The 14,166-nt window shown below is 67.2% G+C and carries 17 protein-coding genes; 10 read left to right on the top strand and 7 right to left on the bottom strand.

Going from position 1 to position 14,166, the window contains the following annotated elements:
- Positions 1–20: 20 nt before the first annotated feature.
- Positions 21–977, bottom strand: a complete 957-nt coding sequence (locus U5914_RS06445) for a succinylglutamate desuccinylase/aspartoacylase family protein (protein WP_336134937.1) — start codon at positions 975–977, stop codon at positions 21–23.
- A 136-nt stretch (positions 978–1,113) separates the two neighbouring features.
- Here U5914_RS06445 and hisI point away from each other — a divergent pair, with 136 nt between their 5' ends.
- Together hisI and U5914_RS06435 are read left to right on the top strand one after the other, a co-directional pair.
- Positions 1,114–1,479, top strand: a complete 366-nt coding sequence (hisI, locus tag U5914_RS06440) for a phosphoribosyl-AMP cyclohydrolase (RefSeq protein ID WP_336135224.1) — start codon at positions 1,114–1,116, stop codon at positions 1,477–1,479.
- Entirely contained in the window at positions 1,480–2,595 is a 1,116-nt protein-coding gene (locus tag U5914_RS06435) for a DUF7118 family protein (RefSeq protein ID WP_336134936.1), read from the top strand. It abuts the gene before it with no gap.
- A gap of 13 nt (positions 2,596–2,608) precedes the next feature.
- On the opposite strand, the gene glmM is transcribed toward U5914_RS06435, so the two are convergent.
- On the bottom strand, positions 2,609–3,979 hold the full coding sequence (gene glmM / locus U5914_RS06430) for a phosphoglucosamine mutase (protein WP_336134935.1): 1,371 nt from the start codon (positions 3,977–3,979) through the stop codon (positions 2,609–2,611).
- A gap of 201 nt (positions 3,980–4,180) precedes the next feature.
- Between glmM and U5914_RS06425 the strand changes: the two genes are divergently transcribed.
- Both U5914_RS06425 and U5914_RS06420 read left to right on the top strand, forming a co-directional pair.
- Positions 4,181–4,954 carry a helix-turn-helix transcriptional regulator gene (locus U5914_RS06425; protein ID WP_336134934.1) on the top strand — a complete coding sequence of 258 codons (774 nt, stop codon included), beginning with the start codon at positions 4,181–4,183 and terminating at the stop codon, positions 4,952–4,954.
- 33 nt (positions 4,955–4,987) lie between these two features.
- Positions 4,988–5,782, top strand: coding sequence for an HVO_0234 family beta-propeller protein (locus U5914_RS06420; RefSeq protein ID WP_336134933.1), 795 nt, complete (start codon positions 4,988–4,990; stop codon positions 5,780–5,782).
- Between the two features lie 3 nt (positions 5,783–5,785).
- Here the strand turns inward: U5914_RS06420 and U5914_RS06415 are convergent, their stop codons facing one another.
- Positions 5,786–6,883 (bottom strand): DUF373 family protein, encoded by a 1,098-nt coding sequence (locus tag U5914_RS06415; RefSeq protein WP_336134932.1) that lies wholly within the window; start codon positions 6,881–6,883, stop codon positions 5,786–5,788.
- Positions 6,884–7,217: 334 nt separating this feature from the next.
- The gene (locus U5914_RS06410; RefSeq protein WP_336134931.1) at positions 7,218–7,874 is read right to left on the bottom strand and encodes a DUF6517 family protein; all 657 of its coding nucleotides are present in this window, start codon (positions 7,872–7,874) and stop codon (positions 7,218–7,220) included.
- Positions 7,875–8,028: 154 nt separating this feature from the next.
- Between U5914_RS06410 and U5914_RS06405 the strand changes: the two genes are divergently transcribed.
- Positions 8,029–9,027: a radical SAM protein gene (locus tag U5914_RS06405; RefSeq protein ID WP_336134930.1), complete on the top strand. Its 999-nt coding sequence runs from the start codon at positions 8,029–8,031 to the stop codon at positions 9,025–9,027.
- Between the two features lie 23 nt (positions 9,028–9,050).
- Here the strand turns inward: U5914_RS06405 and U5914_RS06400 are convergent, their stop codons facing one another.
- A complete protein-coding gene (locus U5914_RS06400; RefSeq protein WP_336134929.1) occupies positions 9,051–9,878 on the bottom strand; it encodes an alpha/beta fold hydrolase in 828 nt (275 codons plus the stop codon).
- A 110-nt stretch (positions 9,879–9,988) separates the two neighbouring features.
- Here U5914_RS06400 and U5914_RS06395 point away from each other — a divergent pair, with 110 nt between their 5' ends.
- The gene (locus U5914_RS06395) at positions 9,989–10,255 is read left to right on the top strand and encodes a hypothetical protein (protein ID WP_336134928.1); all 267 of its coding nucleotides are present in this window, start codon (positions 9,989–9,991) and stop codon (positions 10,253–10,255) included.
- Here the strand turns inward: U5914_RS06395 and U5914_RS06390 are convergent.
- Positions 10,252–10,905 (bottom strand): hypothetical protein, encoded by a 654-nt coding sequence (locus U5914_RS06390; protein ID WP_336134927.1) that lies wholly within the window; start codon positions 10,903–10,905, stop codon positions 10,252–10,254. The two genes, U5914_RS06395 and U5914_RS06390, sit on opposite strands and share 4 nt — an antisense overlap.
- Before the next feature lie 98 nt (positions 10,906–11,003).
- Between U5914_RS06390 and U5914_RS06385 the strand changes: the two genes are divergently transcribed.
- The 4 genes from U5914_RS06385 (at position 11,004) to U5914_RS06370 (ending at position 13,715) form a co-directional block, all read left to right on the top strand.
- Positions 11,004–11,492 carry a TRAM domain-containing protein gene (locus U5914_RS06385; protein ID WP_336134926.1) on the top strand — a complete coding sequence of 163 codons (489 nt, stop codon included), beginning with the start codon at positions 11,004–11,006 and terminating at the stop codon, positions 11,490–11,492.
- A 60-nt stretch (positions 11,493–11,552) separates the two neighbouring features.
- Positions 11,553–12,008 carry a Tfx family DNA-binding protein gene (locus tag U5914_RS06380; protein WP_336134925.1) on the top strand — a complete coding sequence of 152 codons (456 nt, stop codon included), beginning with the start codon at positions 11,553–11,555 and terminating at the stop codon, positions 12,006–12,008.
- A 79-nt stretch (positions 12,009–12,087) separates the two neighbouring features.
- The gene (locus U5914_RS06375) at positions 12,088–12,876 is read left to right on the top strand and encodes an SDR family oxidoreductase (protein WP_336134924.1); all 789 of its coding nucleotides are present in this window, start codon (positions 12,088–12,090) and stop codon (positions 12,874–12,876) included.
- Between the two features lie 68 nt (positions 12,877–12,944).
- Positions 12,945–13,715 carry a DICT sensory domain-containing protein gene (locus U5914_RS06370; protein ID WP_336134923.1) on the top strand — a complete coding sequence of 257 codons (771 nt, stop codon included), beginning with the start codon at positions 12,945–12,947 and terminating at the stop codon, positions 13,713–13,715.
- On the opposite strand, the gene U5914_RS06365 is transcribed toward U5914_RS06370, so the two are convergent.
- Positions 13,716–14,144 carry a universal stress protein gene (locus U5914_RS06365; protein WP_336134922.1) on the bottom strand — a complete coding sequence of 143 codons (429 nt, stop codon included), beginning with the start codon at positions 14,142–14,144 and terminating at the stop codon, positions 13,716–13,718. It lies immediately after the preceding gene.
- Positions 14,145–14,166: the final 22 nt, after the last annotated feature.

The raw sequence follows: 14,166 nt of genomic DNA, 5'->3' as shown, positions 1-14,166 counted from the left end.
GGGGCCGTGCAAAACGTGAGTTAGAACTGGTCGATGTCGGTCCCGACCGAGCAGACGTATTCGCCGGTCGCGACCTGCGGGAGTCGGCGGTGGCGCCAGAAGACGCCCTTGGAGTCGGCGGTGACTTCGGCCTTGACGGTGCCGAAGGGGTCGGTCACCTCGAAGAGGGTGTCGCCGCGTTCGACCTCGTCGCCGAGGTCGACTCTGAAGGAGACGAGGCCGCCGGCGGGTGCGCCGTGCTGTTCGAAACTGGAGGCTCGCGTCTGCGGCTGGCGTTCGATGTCACCATCGAGGAAGCCGTAGTAGTGGAGGACGTTGAAGACGCCCTTGACGCCCTTCTGGATGGATTCCTCGTCCCAGCCGACGGCGCCGCCGAGTTCGGGGTCGATGGTGGGGATGCCCTCGTCGGGCGCGGCGCGGGCGAGTTGGCCGTCGGGGCCCTTCTGGTCGAGGATGTGACCGCAACCGAAGACCTTCGCGAGTTCGAGGCAGTCCCGATGGAGCCGGTGGCGGCTGCCACAGCGAACCCGGGTCTCGTTTATCATACAGGAGGTCGAGCCCTGATGGAGGTCGAGAACGAGGTCGGCGCGGCTGGCGGCGTCGAAGGTCGCCGCCGCGATGCGTTCCGAGGCCGTCCCGGAGCTATCGCCGGGGTAGGCGCGGTTGAGTTTCGTGTCGTCGATGGGGTTGCGGTGTTCGGCAACCTGGAAGCCGTAGTAGTTCACGATGCCGACGATGAGGATTTCGCCGGCCAACTCCGCTGGGTCGAGTTGCGGGACGAGTCGCTGGAGGACGCCCAGTCCGTTGAGTTCGTCGCCGTCGGAGACGGCCTGCATATAGAGGGTCTTGCCGTCCCGGGAGCCGTTGATGACGGCGACCGGCAGCCCGACCTCGGACCCGTCTCTGGCCTCGCCGACCGACAGCCGCCCGGTGTCCATCTCGCCGGGGTCCGCATTCGCCGTGCCGAGGGTCGTCATTACTACCAATCGTCGGCCGTGTGTTCTTAGACCTACTGATACCCGCCGAGTTTTCCGAATGCCGCGCTCGCTTCCTGTTCCCACCCTTTCGACAGGCTGAGGAAAAGGCCTATCCCGACGACCGACCCACCTACCGATAATGAGTGTCGACCTCGCCTTCGACGAACAGGACCTCCTGCCCGCGGTCGCACAGGACGCCGACAGCGGCGACGTCCTGATGTTGGCCTACGTCTCCGAGGAAGCCTTCGAGGAGACGAAGGAGACGGGCTATGCCCACTACTACTCCCGGAGCCGCGACGAACTCTGGAAGAAGGGCGGCTCCAGCGGCCACACACAGGCAATCGAGGAGATACGCGTCGACTGCGACGGCGACGCGCTGCTGTACATCGTCGACCAGGAGGGCGGCGCCTGCCACACGGGCTACGAGAGCTGTTTCCACCGGACGGCCGACGGCGACGTCGTCGGCGAACGAGTCTTCGACCCCGACGAGGTCTACGAATAAGTGTCCGACGCTGCCGCGGAACTCCGAGACGCCTGCGAGCGACTCCGGGAGTACCGCGAGCGCGCCGACGAACGCGAGGGCCTCGACGAGGTGGCCGACGCCTACGAGGCCGTCGAGCGGGTGCTGGACCGCTGGGAGGAGCGGGCCACCGACTGGGACGACTTCGAGGGCTACGTCGAGTTCCGCAACGACATCTCGGAGACGCTCGAATCGATTCCCGAGGACATCCCCGAGAGCGACGCCTTCGTCGAGGCCGACCGCCACGTCAAGACCAAAGGGGTCTCCAAATCGCTCGACGAAGGGGATTTCGAGGCGGCCCGCGAGGCGCTGTCGCCGGCCGCCGAATACGCCGAATTGCGCGAGGAACTGGCGGCCGCCGAAAGCGACCACCGGAAGGCCCGCCAGCGGGCGAAGGACCGCCGCCGCGAACTCGACGACCGCATCGACGACCTCGAACGGCTGGTCGAGTTGGGCGAGGCCGACCTCGACGCGCCGGTCGAGGAGTTACGCGAGCCGATAGCGCGATACGACGAGGCCGTCCGAGAGGACTTCGCGGCGTTTCGTCGCGACGCCTCGGCCCGCGAGTTCCTCGAATGGGTGCGGACCGCGGCCGCGACCCCGCTGGTCGAGTACGACGCGCCACCCGAGCGACTGCTGGAGTACGTCCGCGCGCAGCCGGCCGGGACGGAGTCGGTCACCAAACTGCTGGAGTACGCCGACTACTCGGGGTCGAAACTGAGCCACTACGTCGACGACGCGGACCGCCTCAAGCGCCGCGTGGCGACCAACCGGACGTATCTCGAAGGCCTCTCGGCGGACCCGCTGTGTATCGGGTGGCCGCCGCCGGCCGCCGACACCCTCCGATTTCGGGCCGACGAACTCGTCTCGGTCGTCGGACGGTTCGCCGACGAGGAGACGGTCGCGACGCTTCGTGAGGTGCGGGCCCTGACGCGGCGCGAGGAGTACGACCGCCTGCGGACGGCCGCGGTCGCGCGCGCTGAGATGACCGACGAGGAGCGACGGCGGGTAGCAAGCGGTACGGTCGCCGAGGACCTCGAATCGGCCCGCGAAACGCGACGGCGCATCGAGGCGGCGCTGGAGGATTGCGAGTTATAACCGGTCCGGCCCGTTACTCCCGTGCGGATTCCATCGCCTCGCGCATTCCCGCAAGCAGTTGCTCGGCGCGGTCGCGGTCCCGCGCCTCGGCGTAGATGCGAACGAGCGGTTCGGTGCCGCTGGGGCGGGCGAGCACCCACGCGTCGCCGTAATCCAGCCGGTAGCCGTCGATGGTCGTCAGGTCGGCGTCGGCGTCGGCGGCGTAGGCTTCGGCCGCGGCGAGCATGGCCTCGCGTTCCTCGGCGTCCGCGTAATCGAGGTTGACGCGGACGTTGGCGTAGCCGGCGTGGGCGGCAGCGATCTCGCTGGCCGGTCGGTCGGCGAGCAGCGAGAGGAACTTGGCGGCGGTGTAGGCGCCGTCGCGAGCGATACGATACTCCGGGAAGATGATGCCGCCGTTGCCCTCGCCGGCGACCGGTACCGCATGGCCCTCGTTGCGGAGTTTTCGAATCCGAGAGATGATGTAGGTGCTGCCGATGGGCGCGAGTTCGAGGCCGGCCTCGGCGTCCTTGACGGCGTCGACGAGGCGCTGGGAGACGTTGACCGCCGAGACGGCTATTTCGCCCGCATCGATTTCGGCGGCCGTGAGGGCCGCAAGGGCGGCGTCTCCTTCGATGTGGTCGCCCGTCTCGTCGACGAAGATGGCGCGGTCGGCGTCGCCGTCGTGGGCGATGCCGACGTCGGCGTCGGTCGCCGCGACGAGTCGGCGGAGGTCAGCGAGGTTCTCGGCGACCGGTTCGGGGTTCCGACCGGGGAAGTGGCCATCGGGTTGCCCGTTGACGGTGACGACGCGACAGCCGAGTTCGCGGAAGAACCCGGGATTTGTGAGACAGCCGGCGCCGTGGCCGGGGTCGACGGCGACGGTCAACTCGGCGTCGGCGATGCGCTCGCGGTGGCCCTCGCTGTCGAGGTGGGCCAGCAACTGCTCGACGTAGGCCGTATCCGCGCTCTCGATTCGGCGGTGGCCGCCGGTGTCGTCGTAACTGACGAGGTCGAAATTCTCGGCGAGCAGCCGTTCCTCGATGCGTTCGAGGGTTTCTTGGGGGAGTTCGACGCCGTCACCACCGATGAGTTTCACGCCGTTGTATTCCGGTGGGTTGTGACTCGCCGTTATCATGACGACGGGGATGCCCTCGCGTTCGGCGTAGGCCTGTGCGCCGGGCGTGGGGACGATGCCGAGGCGGTGGACCGTACAGCCGACACCGGCGAGCGCGCTGGCGGCGGCGTCGGCGAACATCCGGCCCGTCGTGCGGGTATCACGGGCGACTGCGACCGCCTCGGCGTCGAGGACCGTGCCGGCGACGGCCGCGATTCGGCCGACGAAGGGTGGCGTCAACTCCTCGCCTGCGATGCCGCGGACGCCGCTCGACCCGAACACTTGCATGTGCGACTACTGGGACGGTGACGGCAAAGGGGTTCCGGGACAGGGGTGAAACCCCGAACTGCTGGAGGGCAGCGCCAGCGGGCGCGTCTATTCGTGGGGTCGGTTGGGCCTTCATGTTACGGCCCGACCGTTGTCTCGTACTGCGAACGATGTTTCGCGAGGCGAAACGTTCAGTATCGCGCCGCCCGAAAACATCGGGAAATGAGCAACCCACAGGACGTGGGCGTCGAGCGACCGGTCGTCGCCGACCTGCTGGACAAGCGGGCGGACCTGCTGGCGTGTCTGGCCGACGGGGCGAAATCCCAACGCGGTCTCCGCGAGGAACTCGACCGGTCGCGGTCGACCGTCTACAAGGCGGTGACCGAACTGGAGGAGGCCGGCCTCGTCACCGAGGGCGCCGACGGCTACGAACTGACCGGTGTCGGGCGGTTGGCGTGGCGTCGCCACGACGCCTACCGGGCGCGACTCGACCGCCTCGTCACGGCCGAACCGATCCTGAACGCGATTCCGGCCGACGCGCGCGTGCCGCTTTCGGCCTTCGAACACGGACGGGTCATCGTCCCCGGCCGACACGCCCCCGAGCGACCGCTTGACCACCTCGAAACCCGTGCAGAGGGCGCCGACACCCTCCGGTGTTTCTCGCCGGCCGGCATGCCCCGATACTTCTCGGACATCCACGAGCAGGTCGCCGCCGCCGACCTGACGGCGAAACTGGTCATCGAAGACGACGGCATCGACCGCGTCAAAACCGCGTACGACCACTTCGAGGCGGCCGTCGAGGACCCCTCGTTCGACGTCCGAATCGCCGACGACGAACTCCCCTTCGCCGTCGTCGTCTTCGACGAGGCCGAACTCGGACTGTTCGTCTACGAGGACGGCAGCCTCGCCGGCGCGGCCTTCTGTGACGACGAGGCCGTCCTGACGTGGGGCGAACGGCTGTTCGAACGGGTCCACGAGCAGGCGAGGCCGGTATAAACGCTTTCGGCGGATGCCGCCCCGTCTACACACATGACCGACGAGGACATCACCATCGACGAAAAGCGGGTCTACGACGAGAAGTCGGGGGCGACGACGACCTACGTGGCGACGAGCGCCGGCCTCGCGCGCGTGAACGTCTCCGACGACATCGTCGGCGAGTTCAGCCTCGACTACCGCGGCGAGACCGTCGACGTGGCGGCCGACGACCGCCTTGCGGTCGCGACGCCCGAGGACGTACTTCTGGAGACCGCCGACGGCTTCGCCGAAACCGGCTTCGGCCCCGCCACCGCGGTCGGCTTCGACGGCGACCTGCTGGCGGCCGGCGACGGCCGACTCGCCCGCTACGATGACGGCTGGGAGCCCATCGCCGACATCGAGGACGTCCGGGCCATCTCCGGCGGCCTCGTCGCCGCGGCCGATGGCGTCTACCGGACCGACGGCACGTCGGTCGGCCTCGATGGGGCCAACGACGTGGCCGCGGACGGCGACCTGCTGGCGGCGACCGACGCGGGACTCTACTACCTCGCCAACGGCTGGATGCAGGCCCGGGAGGGAGCCTTCCTCGTCGTCGCGGCCGGCGACGACCGTGCGCACGCCGCGACCGCTGACGGACTGTTCGAACGGACGGACGGCGGTACCGAGAGCGGCGCCGGCGACGACTGGGTGCCGGTCGACCTCCCGGTCGGCGGCCGGATCGCGGACGTGGCCTACGACGAGGCGACCTATGCGGTCACCGAGGACGGAACGTTCTTCGCGGACGCGGGTGACGGCTGGCGGCACCGCTCGCTGGGGCTGCCGGGCGTCGTGGGGCTGGCGGTGCGGTAACGCTCAGCCGATTAGTTCCGATTCCGACTCGGAGTCGCCGGTCGGCGAGAACCGCTGTTCGGCGACGGCGAAGGCGAGCGTGCTGGCCAGCCCCAGCAGCGTGCCAGCGGTCAGCGTCGCCGCGAGATACGAGAGGCCGACCGACTCGACGTCGAGGAAGAAGGCACTCAGTCCGTGGAGGACGATGGCGATAGCGACCACGTAGAAGGGCGCGTTGAGGTAGCGCCACCGGAAGTTGCCGGCCAGATACTCGTCGGTGATGCGGCCAAGGGCGGCGACGATGCCCGCGGCGGCGACCCACTGAACGGCGCCGAAGACGAAGCCGGCGACCGCCGAGAGCGGTCGGGGGTCGCCCATCCGGTCGACAGTGTCGAGACCGCCGACGCCGCCGACGACCATGAGCGCCGCCGCGACGACGTAGGTGATGAGCTGGGCCCGCCCCGAGAACAGTCCGACGCGGACGCGTTCGAGTGCGCTGTCGATGGCGTCCTCGAGGCCGAGGCCGCGAAAGAGGACGTACAGGCCGATGAGCGCGGAGACGACCCCCAGCGTCGACCCCGGCAGGCCGATGATGTCGGCGACGATGGCCACCGGATAGATGAGCAGGAGAATCCCGAGTGGGATGAGGATGGTCCCGCGGGTCTCGGGGTCCGCCAGCACCTGCTTGAAGGTGTAGTACATCGATTCGAGGTCCTGTGCCTGCCGGACGACGACCCGGCGGACGGCGTCGATGGGCACCCGCGAGCGGATGACCGGCAGGACGGATTCGTCCTGTGCGCCGTCGGTGACCACCAGCGCCCGGACGTCCTCGCCGGTCGACAGCGAGGCCAGCACGGTGTCGACCTCCTCGCCGACCTTCCGGTTCGCGGAGACGTCGGCCTTCGCCGTGCCCGTGACGACCGCGACCTCGACGCTTTCGTCGTCGATGGCGTCGTGGAGGTGGACGCCCTGAAAGCAGACGTTGACGTCGGAGTCCTCGGGGTCGGCGTTCGCGAGGGCGACGGCGGCCGCCTCGACGTTATCGCGGCCGACGACGGGGGTATCGAACTCCGTCTTCCGGCCGAGGTCGTCGTCGAGGTCGACACAGAGGATGAGCAGCATCGCTCGTTGTCACTCCTTTTCACGCGGGCGCTTAAGTTCCTTCCGTCGAACTTTTTGCCGGTCGCTCGCCGCCGGCAAAAACCCACGTGAATCGCCCTCGGCGATTCGCTGGATGACGAGAGTCGCCGGAGGCGACTCTCGAACCACTTCGATGAAACCCCCCCGCCCCCCCCCCCTCCCGGGGGGCGGGGCCCGCGGGGGCCCCGCCCCCCCCCCCCCACGACCATTCGGTTGCGGGCTCCGCCCGCAACCCGCGCCTCCCTTCGGTCGGCGCGGAGAACCGCTCGGTCGCTTCGCTCCCTCGCGGATGCTTCTCCAACCGCGTAAATTCCTGTTACTCGTGCGTGACGCCGCCCATCAGGGTCCGAACGGTCTCCTCGTTTCGGCCGAACGCCGTCGGATGCCCCGCAAGCGTCACGACGAAATCCTCGCCGACCTCGACCGGTTCGCTAACGTAGAGGTAGATCTCGACGCCCTGCCCGATTTCGACGAGGCGTGCGTCGGCCGTAAACCGCGTCACTGCCGTCGTCTCCCCCGCGACCTCGGTCTCGAAACTGGCGTCTTCCTGTAGGTTCCGGATGTTGTCGTACCGCTGTTGAATCATGCCCGCGATGGCGGCGGCGTCCATCTCCGCGACGGGATTGAAATCGCGGCCGAGAATCGTTATCGTCGGCGTCGATAGCGTCGCGAAGATGGCCGCCTGAATCCGCGTCCCGAGGAAGCCGAGTTCGATGGCCCGGTCGTACTCCGAGATGGAACTCGTTACCTCGACGGTCCGGGAGATGCCGAACCGACTGAACTGCCGGGTTCGTGTGTCCTCGACCGTCCGGTGGTGGGAGTAGCCCGTCTCGCTTTGGACGCTCGCCGACAGACTCGCCTCGGCCGCGCCGAAGGCCGCCCCCTCGGCGGTGAGTTGTCCGGTGCAACCAGCCAACCCCGCCGCACCGGCGAGGCCGGCCGCGGCAAGGAACTCGCGTCGCGTCTCCTTCATCGTGTGTAGGAACGTGATTCGCAGTCATGAGTTCGTTGGCTAGGACGGTATCACGCCTCACGCGAGCTCCGTTTATAAGGAAGCGCGGCGAATCGCCGTTCAGAAATCCACAACGCACGACTTTTCCCGTTCGACGGATAAACAGGGATAACGAATGATTTCGAAGGGCTGTGAACAGTGCGCCGTGGGGGGCAAGATGGTACTCTTCGTCTACGGGTACTGCGACCAGCGTGACTGTTTCTACTGCCCGCTGGGCGAGAACCGCAAGAACGTCACCCAGACCTACGCCAACGAGCGGCCCATCGAGAACGACGAGGAGATAATCGAGGAGGCAAAGCGCATGGACGCACTCGGCTCCTCGATTACCGGCGGCGAACCGCAGGAAGCCATGGAGAAGACCTGTCGATACATCGAACTCCTCAAAGACGAGTTCGGCGAGGACCACCACATCCACCTCTATACCGGCATCACGGGCGGCCGCGAGAACATGCGCCGCCTCGCCGAGGCCGGCCTCGACGAGATTCGCTTCCACCCGCCGCTGGAGCTGTGGGGCGACATGCACGGCACCGAGTGGGAGGACATCCTCTATATCGCCCGCGAGGAAGGCCTGACGCCGGCCTTCGAGATTCCGGGCATCCGCGCGGAACCGGAGTTCCTCGAGTTCCTCGACGAGGGCGCCGCCGACTTCTGCAACATCAACGAGTTCGAGATGTCCGACGGGAACTACCGCCGGATGCAGGAGGAGGGCTTCGAACTGCAGGAAGACCACATGTCGGCCGTCGAGGGGTCGAAGGACGACGCCATCCTGGAGGAGATGGGTTCCCACGAGAAGGTCTACTTCTGTACGAGCGTCTTCAAGGACGCCGCCCAGCATCGCTCCCGTCTCAAGCGAATGGCCCGGAACATCCAGCGAGAGTTCGACGAGATTACCGACGACGGCACCATCGTCTACGGGAAGACGTGGGTGACCGAGAAGCGCCTCGAGGAGTTGGGCGTCCCCGAGGAGTTCTACACCGTCAAATCCGACCACGTCGAGTTGGCGTGGTGGCTCCTCGAGGAGATGGTCGAGGACGGCGACGTCGAAGACGGCGAAATCGTCGAGCAGTATCCGACTTACGACGGGACGGTCGTCGAACGGACGCCGCTGGCGTAATCGGCGAATTTATCTAAATACTCCTACGCCGCGAGCACCTGATTTTTGAGGAACGCTCGCACTGAGTTAGTGAAGAACGGGGGATTATCGAGATTCGAGGCGTGGCCGGCGTCGGGAACGGCCTGTACCGTCACGTCGGGGACGGTTTCGGCCAGTGCAATCGCATGCTGTTTTATAAATGGCGGCTCGTTCTCGCCGTAGAGGACCAGCGTCGGGACGGCGATGGCAGCGTGTTCGACGTTGGTTTCGTGAAACGACGCGAGCGCGCGGATGACCTTGGCGAACTCGGCTGTTGCCATCGGCGGGCCCTCCTCGCGCAGTGCTTCGACGCGGCCGTATTCGCCGCTGACGCCCTCGCCGTGGACGCGCTCGTTCACCCAGACCATCAGTTCCTCGACGCGCTCGTAGCCGACCAGCCGAACGATGGGAATGATTCCCCGCATGGACGTCGACCGCTGGAAGCGCTCCCTGCGGCTGAAGTAGGGTGGCGTGAACGTGTCCGCGAGCACGAGACCCGAGAGGCTTTCGGGGTATTTCGTCGCGTAGACCTGCGCGATACAGCCGCCGAGCGAGAGCCCGCAGATGACTGGCCGGTCGAGGTCCAGGGCCTCGACGAGGGCATGGAGGTCGTCGGCGAGGAGTTCGACGGAGTAGACGTTGCGGTCGGAACCGCCGGTTCGTCCGTGCCCCCGGACATCGTAGGTAACAGTAGTGTACTCATCGCTGAGGGCGTCGGCCTGCTCGAGCCAGGCGGCGGAATCGAGAATCGCGCCGTGAACGAAGACGATGGCCGGCCCCTCGCCGTTGCGTTCGTAGTACGTATCGATGTCGCCGGTTCGGACGGAAGCCATAGGTCTACTACGTGCCACAAGGAGATAGCTTGGTCCTCGAACAGCTACGATGCGAGTCGAACGTTTGCAGTGGCCAGTATCCCTTTTATATCCCCAGCGGTACGGCTCCTATGGGAAGCGACAAGCCGCCGCTGTTGGGGCTTTTCGGCATCGGGAGCGACAACCGCATCCCGGCGCGGGTCGACCTCCACGAGGACCTGAATCTGGTCGACGCCGTCGACCGCCTCGAACTCGGTGGCATCCTCCTCTTCGGACAACTGGTTCTACTGGGGCTGTTCACGAACCTGCCGGTCACCGCACAGGTCGGCATCGCGGGACTGGTCGTCATCGTGCTGGACCTGCTGGACCGGAAACTGCTGGCGCGGTACCTCGGTTAGGCGGATTCGGCGCCGAAGGCGACGAACGCGCCGATGACGACCAGCACGCCCCCGGCGGCCAGTCCCTCGGTCGGCCGGCCGGTTGCCGCCAGTACGCCGAAGGCGAGGAGGCCGCCGCCGAGACAGCCCACGAGCGCGATAGTTCGGGTGCGGCGCTCGATTGGGCCGCCCCGCTGGCGCCGATAATCGACCGCCGCAGCCCCGAGGATGGCGGCTGACGCCGACCCGACGAGCAGGCTCGACACCGCGGCGTAGGCCAGCAGGCCGGCAGCCCCGAGCAGGCCTGCGGCGAGGGTTTGGTCGGGCGACAGCGGGTTGACCGACTCGCCGAACCGGGCGTGATACAGGGTCGGCGGGACGCCGACGACGAGCGCGACGAGCGCACCGAAAAGGGCTTGCCCGATGGCGATGCCGTAGAGGAGGATGGGCGCGCTCCCGAGGAACCCGGCGGCGAGGACGTAATCCGGGACGAAGACGTTCGTGGGGTCCGCCGAGCGGACGATACCGAAGGCGACGAAGGGATAGAAAACGAGCGCGCTGACCAGCAGGGTGCCGAGGTGGTTCGACGAGAAGAGGAGGCCGAACAGCGCGAAGGTGAAGGCGAGGACGAGGCCGACGAGTGGGGCGGCCTCGGGGACGCGACGACTCATCTACCCACAGGTTGGGCGTCGACCGGCAAAGCGCTGGCGTTGGCGGCGGACGTGTCCGACCCGCAAGCGTTTAATCGACAGCGGGGCAAGCCAACCGTATGCCGGACTGCCCACTCGCGGACGATTGCCCGCAGTTCTCCGAACGCATCGAGGGCATGGGATGCCAGCACTACGGCGACCGCGGCGGTGCCGAGTGGTGTTCTCACTACAACCAGCCCATCCGCGACCTGAAACAACAGCCCGTGAAGATGGGCGAGACGGTCGTCGTCGACGTCGAGGACATCCACGAGTCCGGCGCCGGCGTCGGCAAGACCGAGGACGGCTTCATCGTCATGGTCGACGGCCTGCTGCCGCCCGTCCGCGCGAAGGTGCGGATTACCGAGGTCCGATCGAGCCACGCCCGCGCCGACATCGTCGAGAAGATTCCTGACGAGGAAGAGGAGGCGGACGACGAGGAGGCAGACGCCGAGGATGCCGACGAGACCGAAAGCGAGGGCGATACCGGGGACGGCGAGGAGAAAAGCGACCGTCAGAAGGCACTCGAACGTGAGCGACTGGGCAGTCGCGAGAACTTCTGGGGCAACTGAACCAGCCGTGCCGTCCCGTCCTCCTGTACCGACCTTCGAACCCGCCGCCGGATACGACCCATGAGCCTGCCGAACGTCGACGACCTGCTCGACCGCGCCGGATTCGACGCCGACGAGAGCGTTCTGACCCGCCGGCAGGCCGAGGTACTCGCGCTCCGCGAGCAGGACATCCAGCAGGCGACCATCGCAGAGGAGTTGGGTACCTCCCGTGCGAACGTCTCAAGCATCGAGGCCAGCGCCCGCGAGAACATCGCCAAGGCCCGCGAGACGGTGGCCTTCGCCGACGCGCTGTCGGCGCCCGTCCAGTTGACCGTCGAGGGCGGCACCGACCTCTACGACGTGCCGAACCGCGTGTATTCGGCCTGCGACGACGCGGGCGTGAAGGTAAACCGGACCGCCCCCGAGTTGATGAAACTGGTCGGCGACGCCGCCGGCGATGCCGTCCACGGCCGCGAGGTCCGACGGGATATCACCGTCACCGTCACCACCGACGGGACCGTTCAGGTCCGCGAGTAACAGAGGCCGCGCGCCGACGACGTGACGCCGACGCTGCCGCGAGGAGCCCTTTTATACTGCCGGCGGGCGATTTCCCGATATGGACCTCGGAATCGACGGTAACGCTGCGCTCGTAACGGCCGGAACCGCAGGATTGGGGCTCGCAAGCGCGGAGGCGCTCGCGCGTGCGGGCTGTGACGTGGCGGTCTGTGGACGGGATACGGACCGCCTCGCGGAGGCGGAGGCCCAACTCGAATCACTCGGCGACGGCGACGTACTCGCTGTCGAGGCCGACATCACCGACGAGGCGGCACTGGAGGGCTTCGTCGGGGAGACCATCGAGACGTTCGGCGGCCTCGACCACGTCGTCACCAGCGCCGGCGGCCCGCCCTCGGGGCCCTTCTCGGAGACGACCGACGAGGAGTGGTACGACGCCTACGACCTGCTGGTGATGAGCGTCGTCCGGACCGTCCGGGCCGCCCAGCCGACCCTCTCGGAGGACGGCGGCGGCACCGTCGTCAACATCACCTCCCGGTCGGTCAAGGAGGTCATCGACGACCTCGTCCTCTCCAACTCCGTCCGGCGGGCCGTCATCGGCCTGATGAAGACGCTGTCCCACGAGTTCGCTCCCGACGTGCGGGTCAACGCCGTCATGCCGGGCGCCCACGAGACGAGCCGCATCGAGGAACTGGTCGAACAGGGCGTCGAACGGGGCGATTATCCGGACTACGAGGCGGGACTGGACGACTGGTCGGAGGGCATCCCGCTGGAGCGAGTCGGCGACCCTGCGGAACTCGGCGAGGCGGTCGCGTGGCTCGCCAGCGAGCGCGCCTCCTACATCAACGGCGCGGCGGTGCCGGTCGACGGCGGGTCGACCCGGAGCGTCTGATACGACTCGATTCGGCCGTGAATTCTCGCCCGCCGTTTAAATATCATCAGCCCTATCCTCCATAACGAATGGACGCGAACGGACCCGACTCGCTTCGGTGGTTTCTTTCGGAGCGGGACCTGCCGGAACGGACGCTCGTCGTCATCAATCGTCGACAGCCCGAGCCGGTACAGCGGCTCTTCGAGGAATCCTTCGGGGCGCTATCGGTCGACATCGAGGAACGGGAACTCCCCGAGGAGACGGACGACGTCGTCGTCCTCCTCGAAGACGGGGAGGTCGTCGCCACCTCGCCGCTCGAGAAGCTCCAGAACGCGGTGCTGTACGTCAACGCCGACCTCTACCGGACGGGGCTGAGCGGCGTCGATAAATACGAGGCGCCCGAGGTGCTGACCGCCCTCGACGAGATGGTCTTCTCGCTCCGTGGCTTCCCGAAATCGAACAAGGAGAAACTCCTGCTTATCGTCATGTCCCGGTACATCGAGAACCGGGCGCTCACGGCCGACGGCGGCCGACTCGACGTCGCGTTTCAGGAACTCTCCCGGATTCGAGACGAGCGGGGAACCGAGACGGTTTATAAACGCTTGGCCGAAAGCGACGTCGAAACCCACATCTACGGTCTGCCGGACATCACCTACGAGCGGGACGGCCTCGACATCCACACCGGCACCGACGAGGAGTACCAGCGGTCGTGGTTCGTCGTGTATACGCCCGATGGGTCCGACGCCGACCCGGCGGCGCTGGTCGCCATCGAGACGGGGCCGAACATCTGGGAGGCGATGTGGACCTACGAGCCCGGGCAGGTCGGGAACATCCAGCAGCACATCATCGAGAACTTCTGATCACGCCGACCGGACGATGAAGACGTCGTATTCGAGGCCGCCCGCGACCGAATCGCCGACGCTGGCGATGGGTTTGACGATGCGGCCGGCGTTGTTGCTGCCGACGAAGACGACATCCGCTCCCTCCTGTCGGGCCGCTCTCCGTATCTTGGTCGCGATCTGTCCCTTGCCGGCATAGCGGTCGATATGCTCGGCGCGGAACTCGGCGTCGGGAGCGATATCCAGGGCCGTCTCCCGGAGGCGGTCGGCGGCGGCCTCCGGGTCGTATTCGTCGCCCTCGACCAGTCCGTACTGCTCGGCCAGCGACCGGTCTGTCGGGAGGACGCTCACGACGACGAGGCGTTCCCCGTTCGTCTCGGCGAACGACGCCGCCCGGCGGAGCGCGGTGCTCGAAAGGTCGGTCCCGTCGAACGCGACGAGATAGCTCATGCTCGTCTCCAGGGACAGGGGC

The organism is Natronomonas amylolytica, assembly GCF_037031205.1.
Classification (GTDB): domain Archaea; phylum Halobacteriota; class Halobacteria; order Halobacteriales; family Haloarculaceae; genus Natronomonas; species Natronomonas amylolytica.
Note: the sequence above shows the minus strand (reverse complement) of the source record. Positions and strands in the feature narration are given on the sequence as shown.

Bases quoted from the DNA above. Each gene is read 5' to 3' on its own strand.
- glmM (WP_336134935.1), bottom strand. From the start codon at position 3,979: ATGCAAGTGTTCGGGTCGAGCGGCGTCCGCGGCATCGCAGGCGAGGAG.
- U5914_RS06380 (WP_336134925.1), top strand. From the start codon at position 11,553: ATGAGCCTGCCGAACGTCGACGACCTGCTCGACCGCGCCGGATTCGAC.
- U5914_RS06415 (WP_336134932.1), bottom strand. From the start codon at position 6,883: ATGCTGCTCATCCTCTGTGTCGACCTCGACGACGACCTCGGCCGGAAG.
- U5914_RS06400 (WP_336134929.1), bottom strand. From the start codon at position 9,878: ATGGCTTCCGTCCGAACCGGCGACATCGATACGTACTACGAACGCAAC.
- U5914_RS06365 (WP_336134922.1), bottom strand. From the start codon at position 14,144: ATGAGCTATCTCGTCGCGTTCGACGGGACCGACCTTTCGAGCACCGCG.
- U5914_RS06370 (WP_336134923.1), top strand. From the start codon at position 12,945: ATGGACGCGAACGGACCCGACTCGCTTCGGTGGTTTCTTTCGGAGCGG.
- U5914_RS06425 (WP_336134934.1), top strand. From the start codon at position 4,181: ATGAGCAACCCACAGGACGTGGGCGTCGAGCGACCGGTCGTCGCCGAC.
- U5914_RS06375 (WP_336134924.1), top strand. From the start codon at position 12,088: ATGGACCTCGGAATCGACGGTAACGCTGCGCTCGTAACGGCCGGAACC.
- U5914_RS06405 (WP_336134930.1), top strand. From the start codon at position 8,029: ATGATTTCGAAGGGCTGTGAACAGTGCGCCGTGGGGGGCAAGATGGTA.
- U5914_RS06445 (WP_336134937.1), bottom strand. From the start codon at position 977: ATGACGACCCTCGGCACGGCGAATGCGGACCCCGGCGAGATGGACACC.
- U5914_RS06390 (WP_336134927.1), bottom strand. From the start codon at position 10,905: ATGAGTCGTCGCGTCCCCGAGGCCGCCCCACTCGTCGGCCTCGTCCTC.
- U5914_RS06395 (WP_336134928.1), top strand. From the start codon at position 9,989: ATGGGAAGCGACAAGCCGCCGCTGTTGGGGCTTTTCGGCATCGGGAGC.
- U5914_RS06385 (WP_336134926.1), top strand. From the start codon at position 11,004: ATGCCGGACTGCCCACTCGCGGACGATTGCCCGCAGTTCTCCGAACGC.
- U5914_RS06420 (WP_336134933.1), top strand. From the start codon at position 4,988: ATGACCGACGAGGACATCACCATCGACGAAAAGCGGGTCTACGACGAG.
- U5914_RS06410 (WP_336134931.1), bottom strand. From the start codon at position 7,874: ATGAAGGAGACGCGACGCGAGTTCCTTGCCGCGGCCGGCCTCGCCGGT.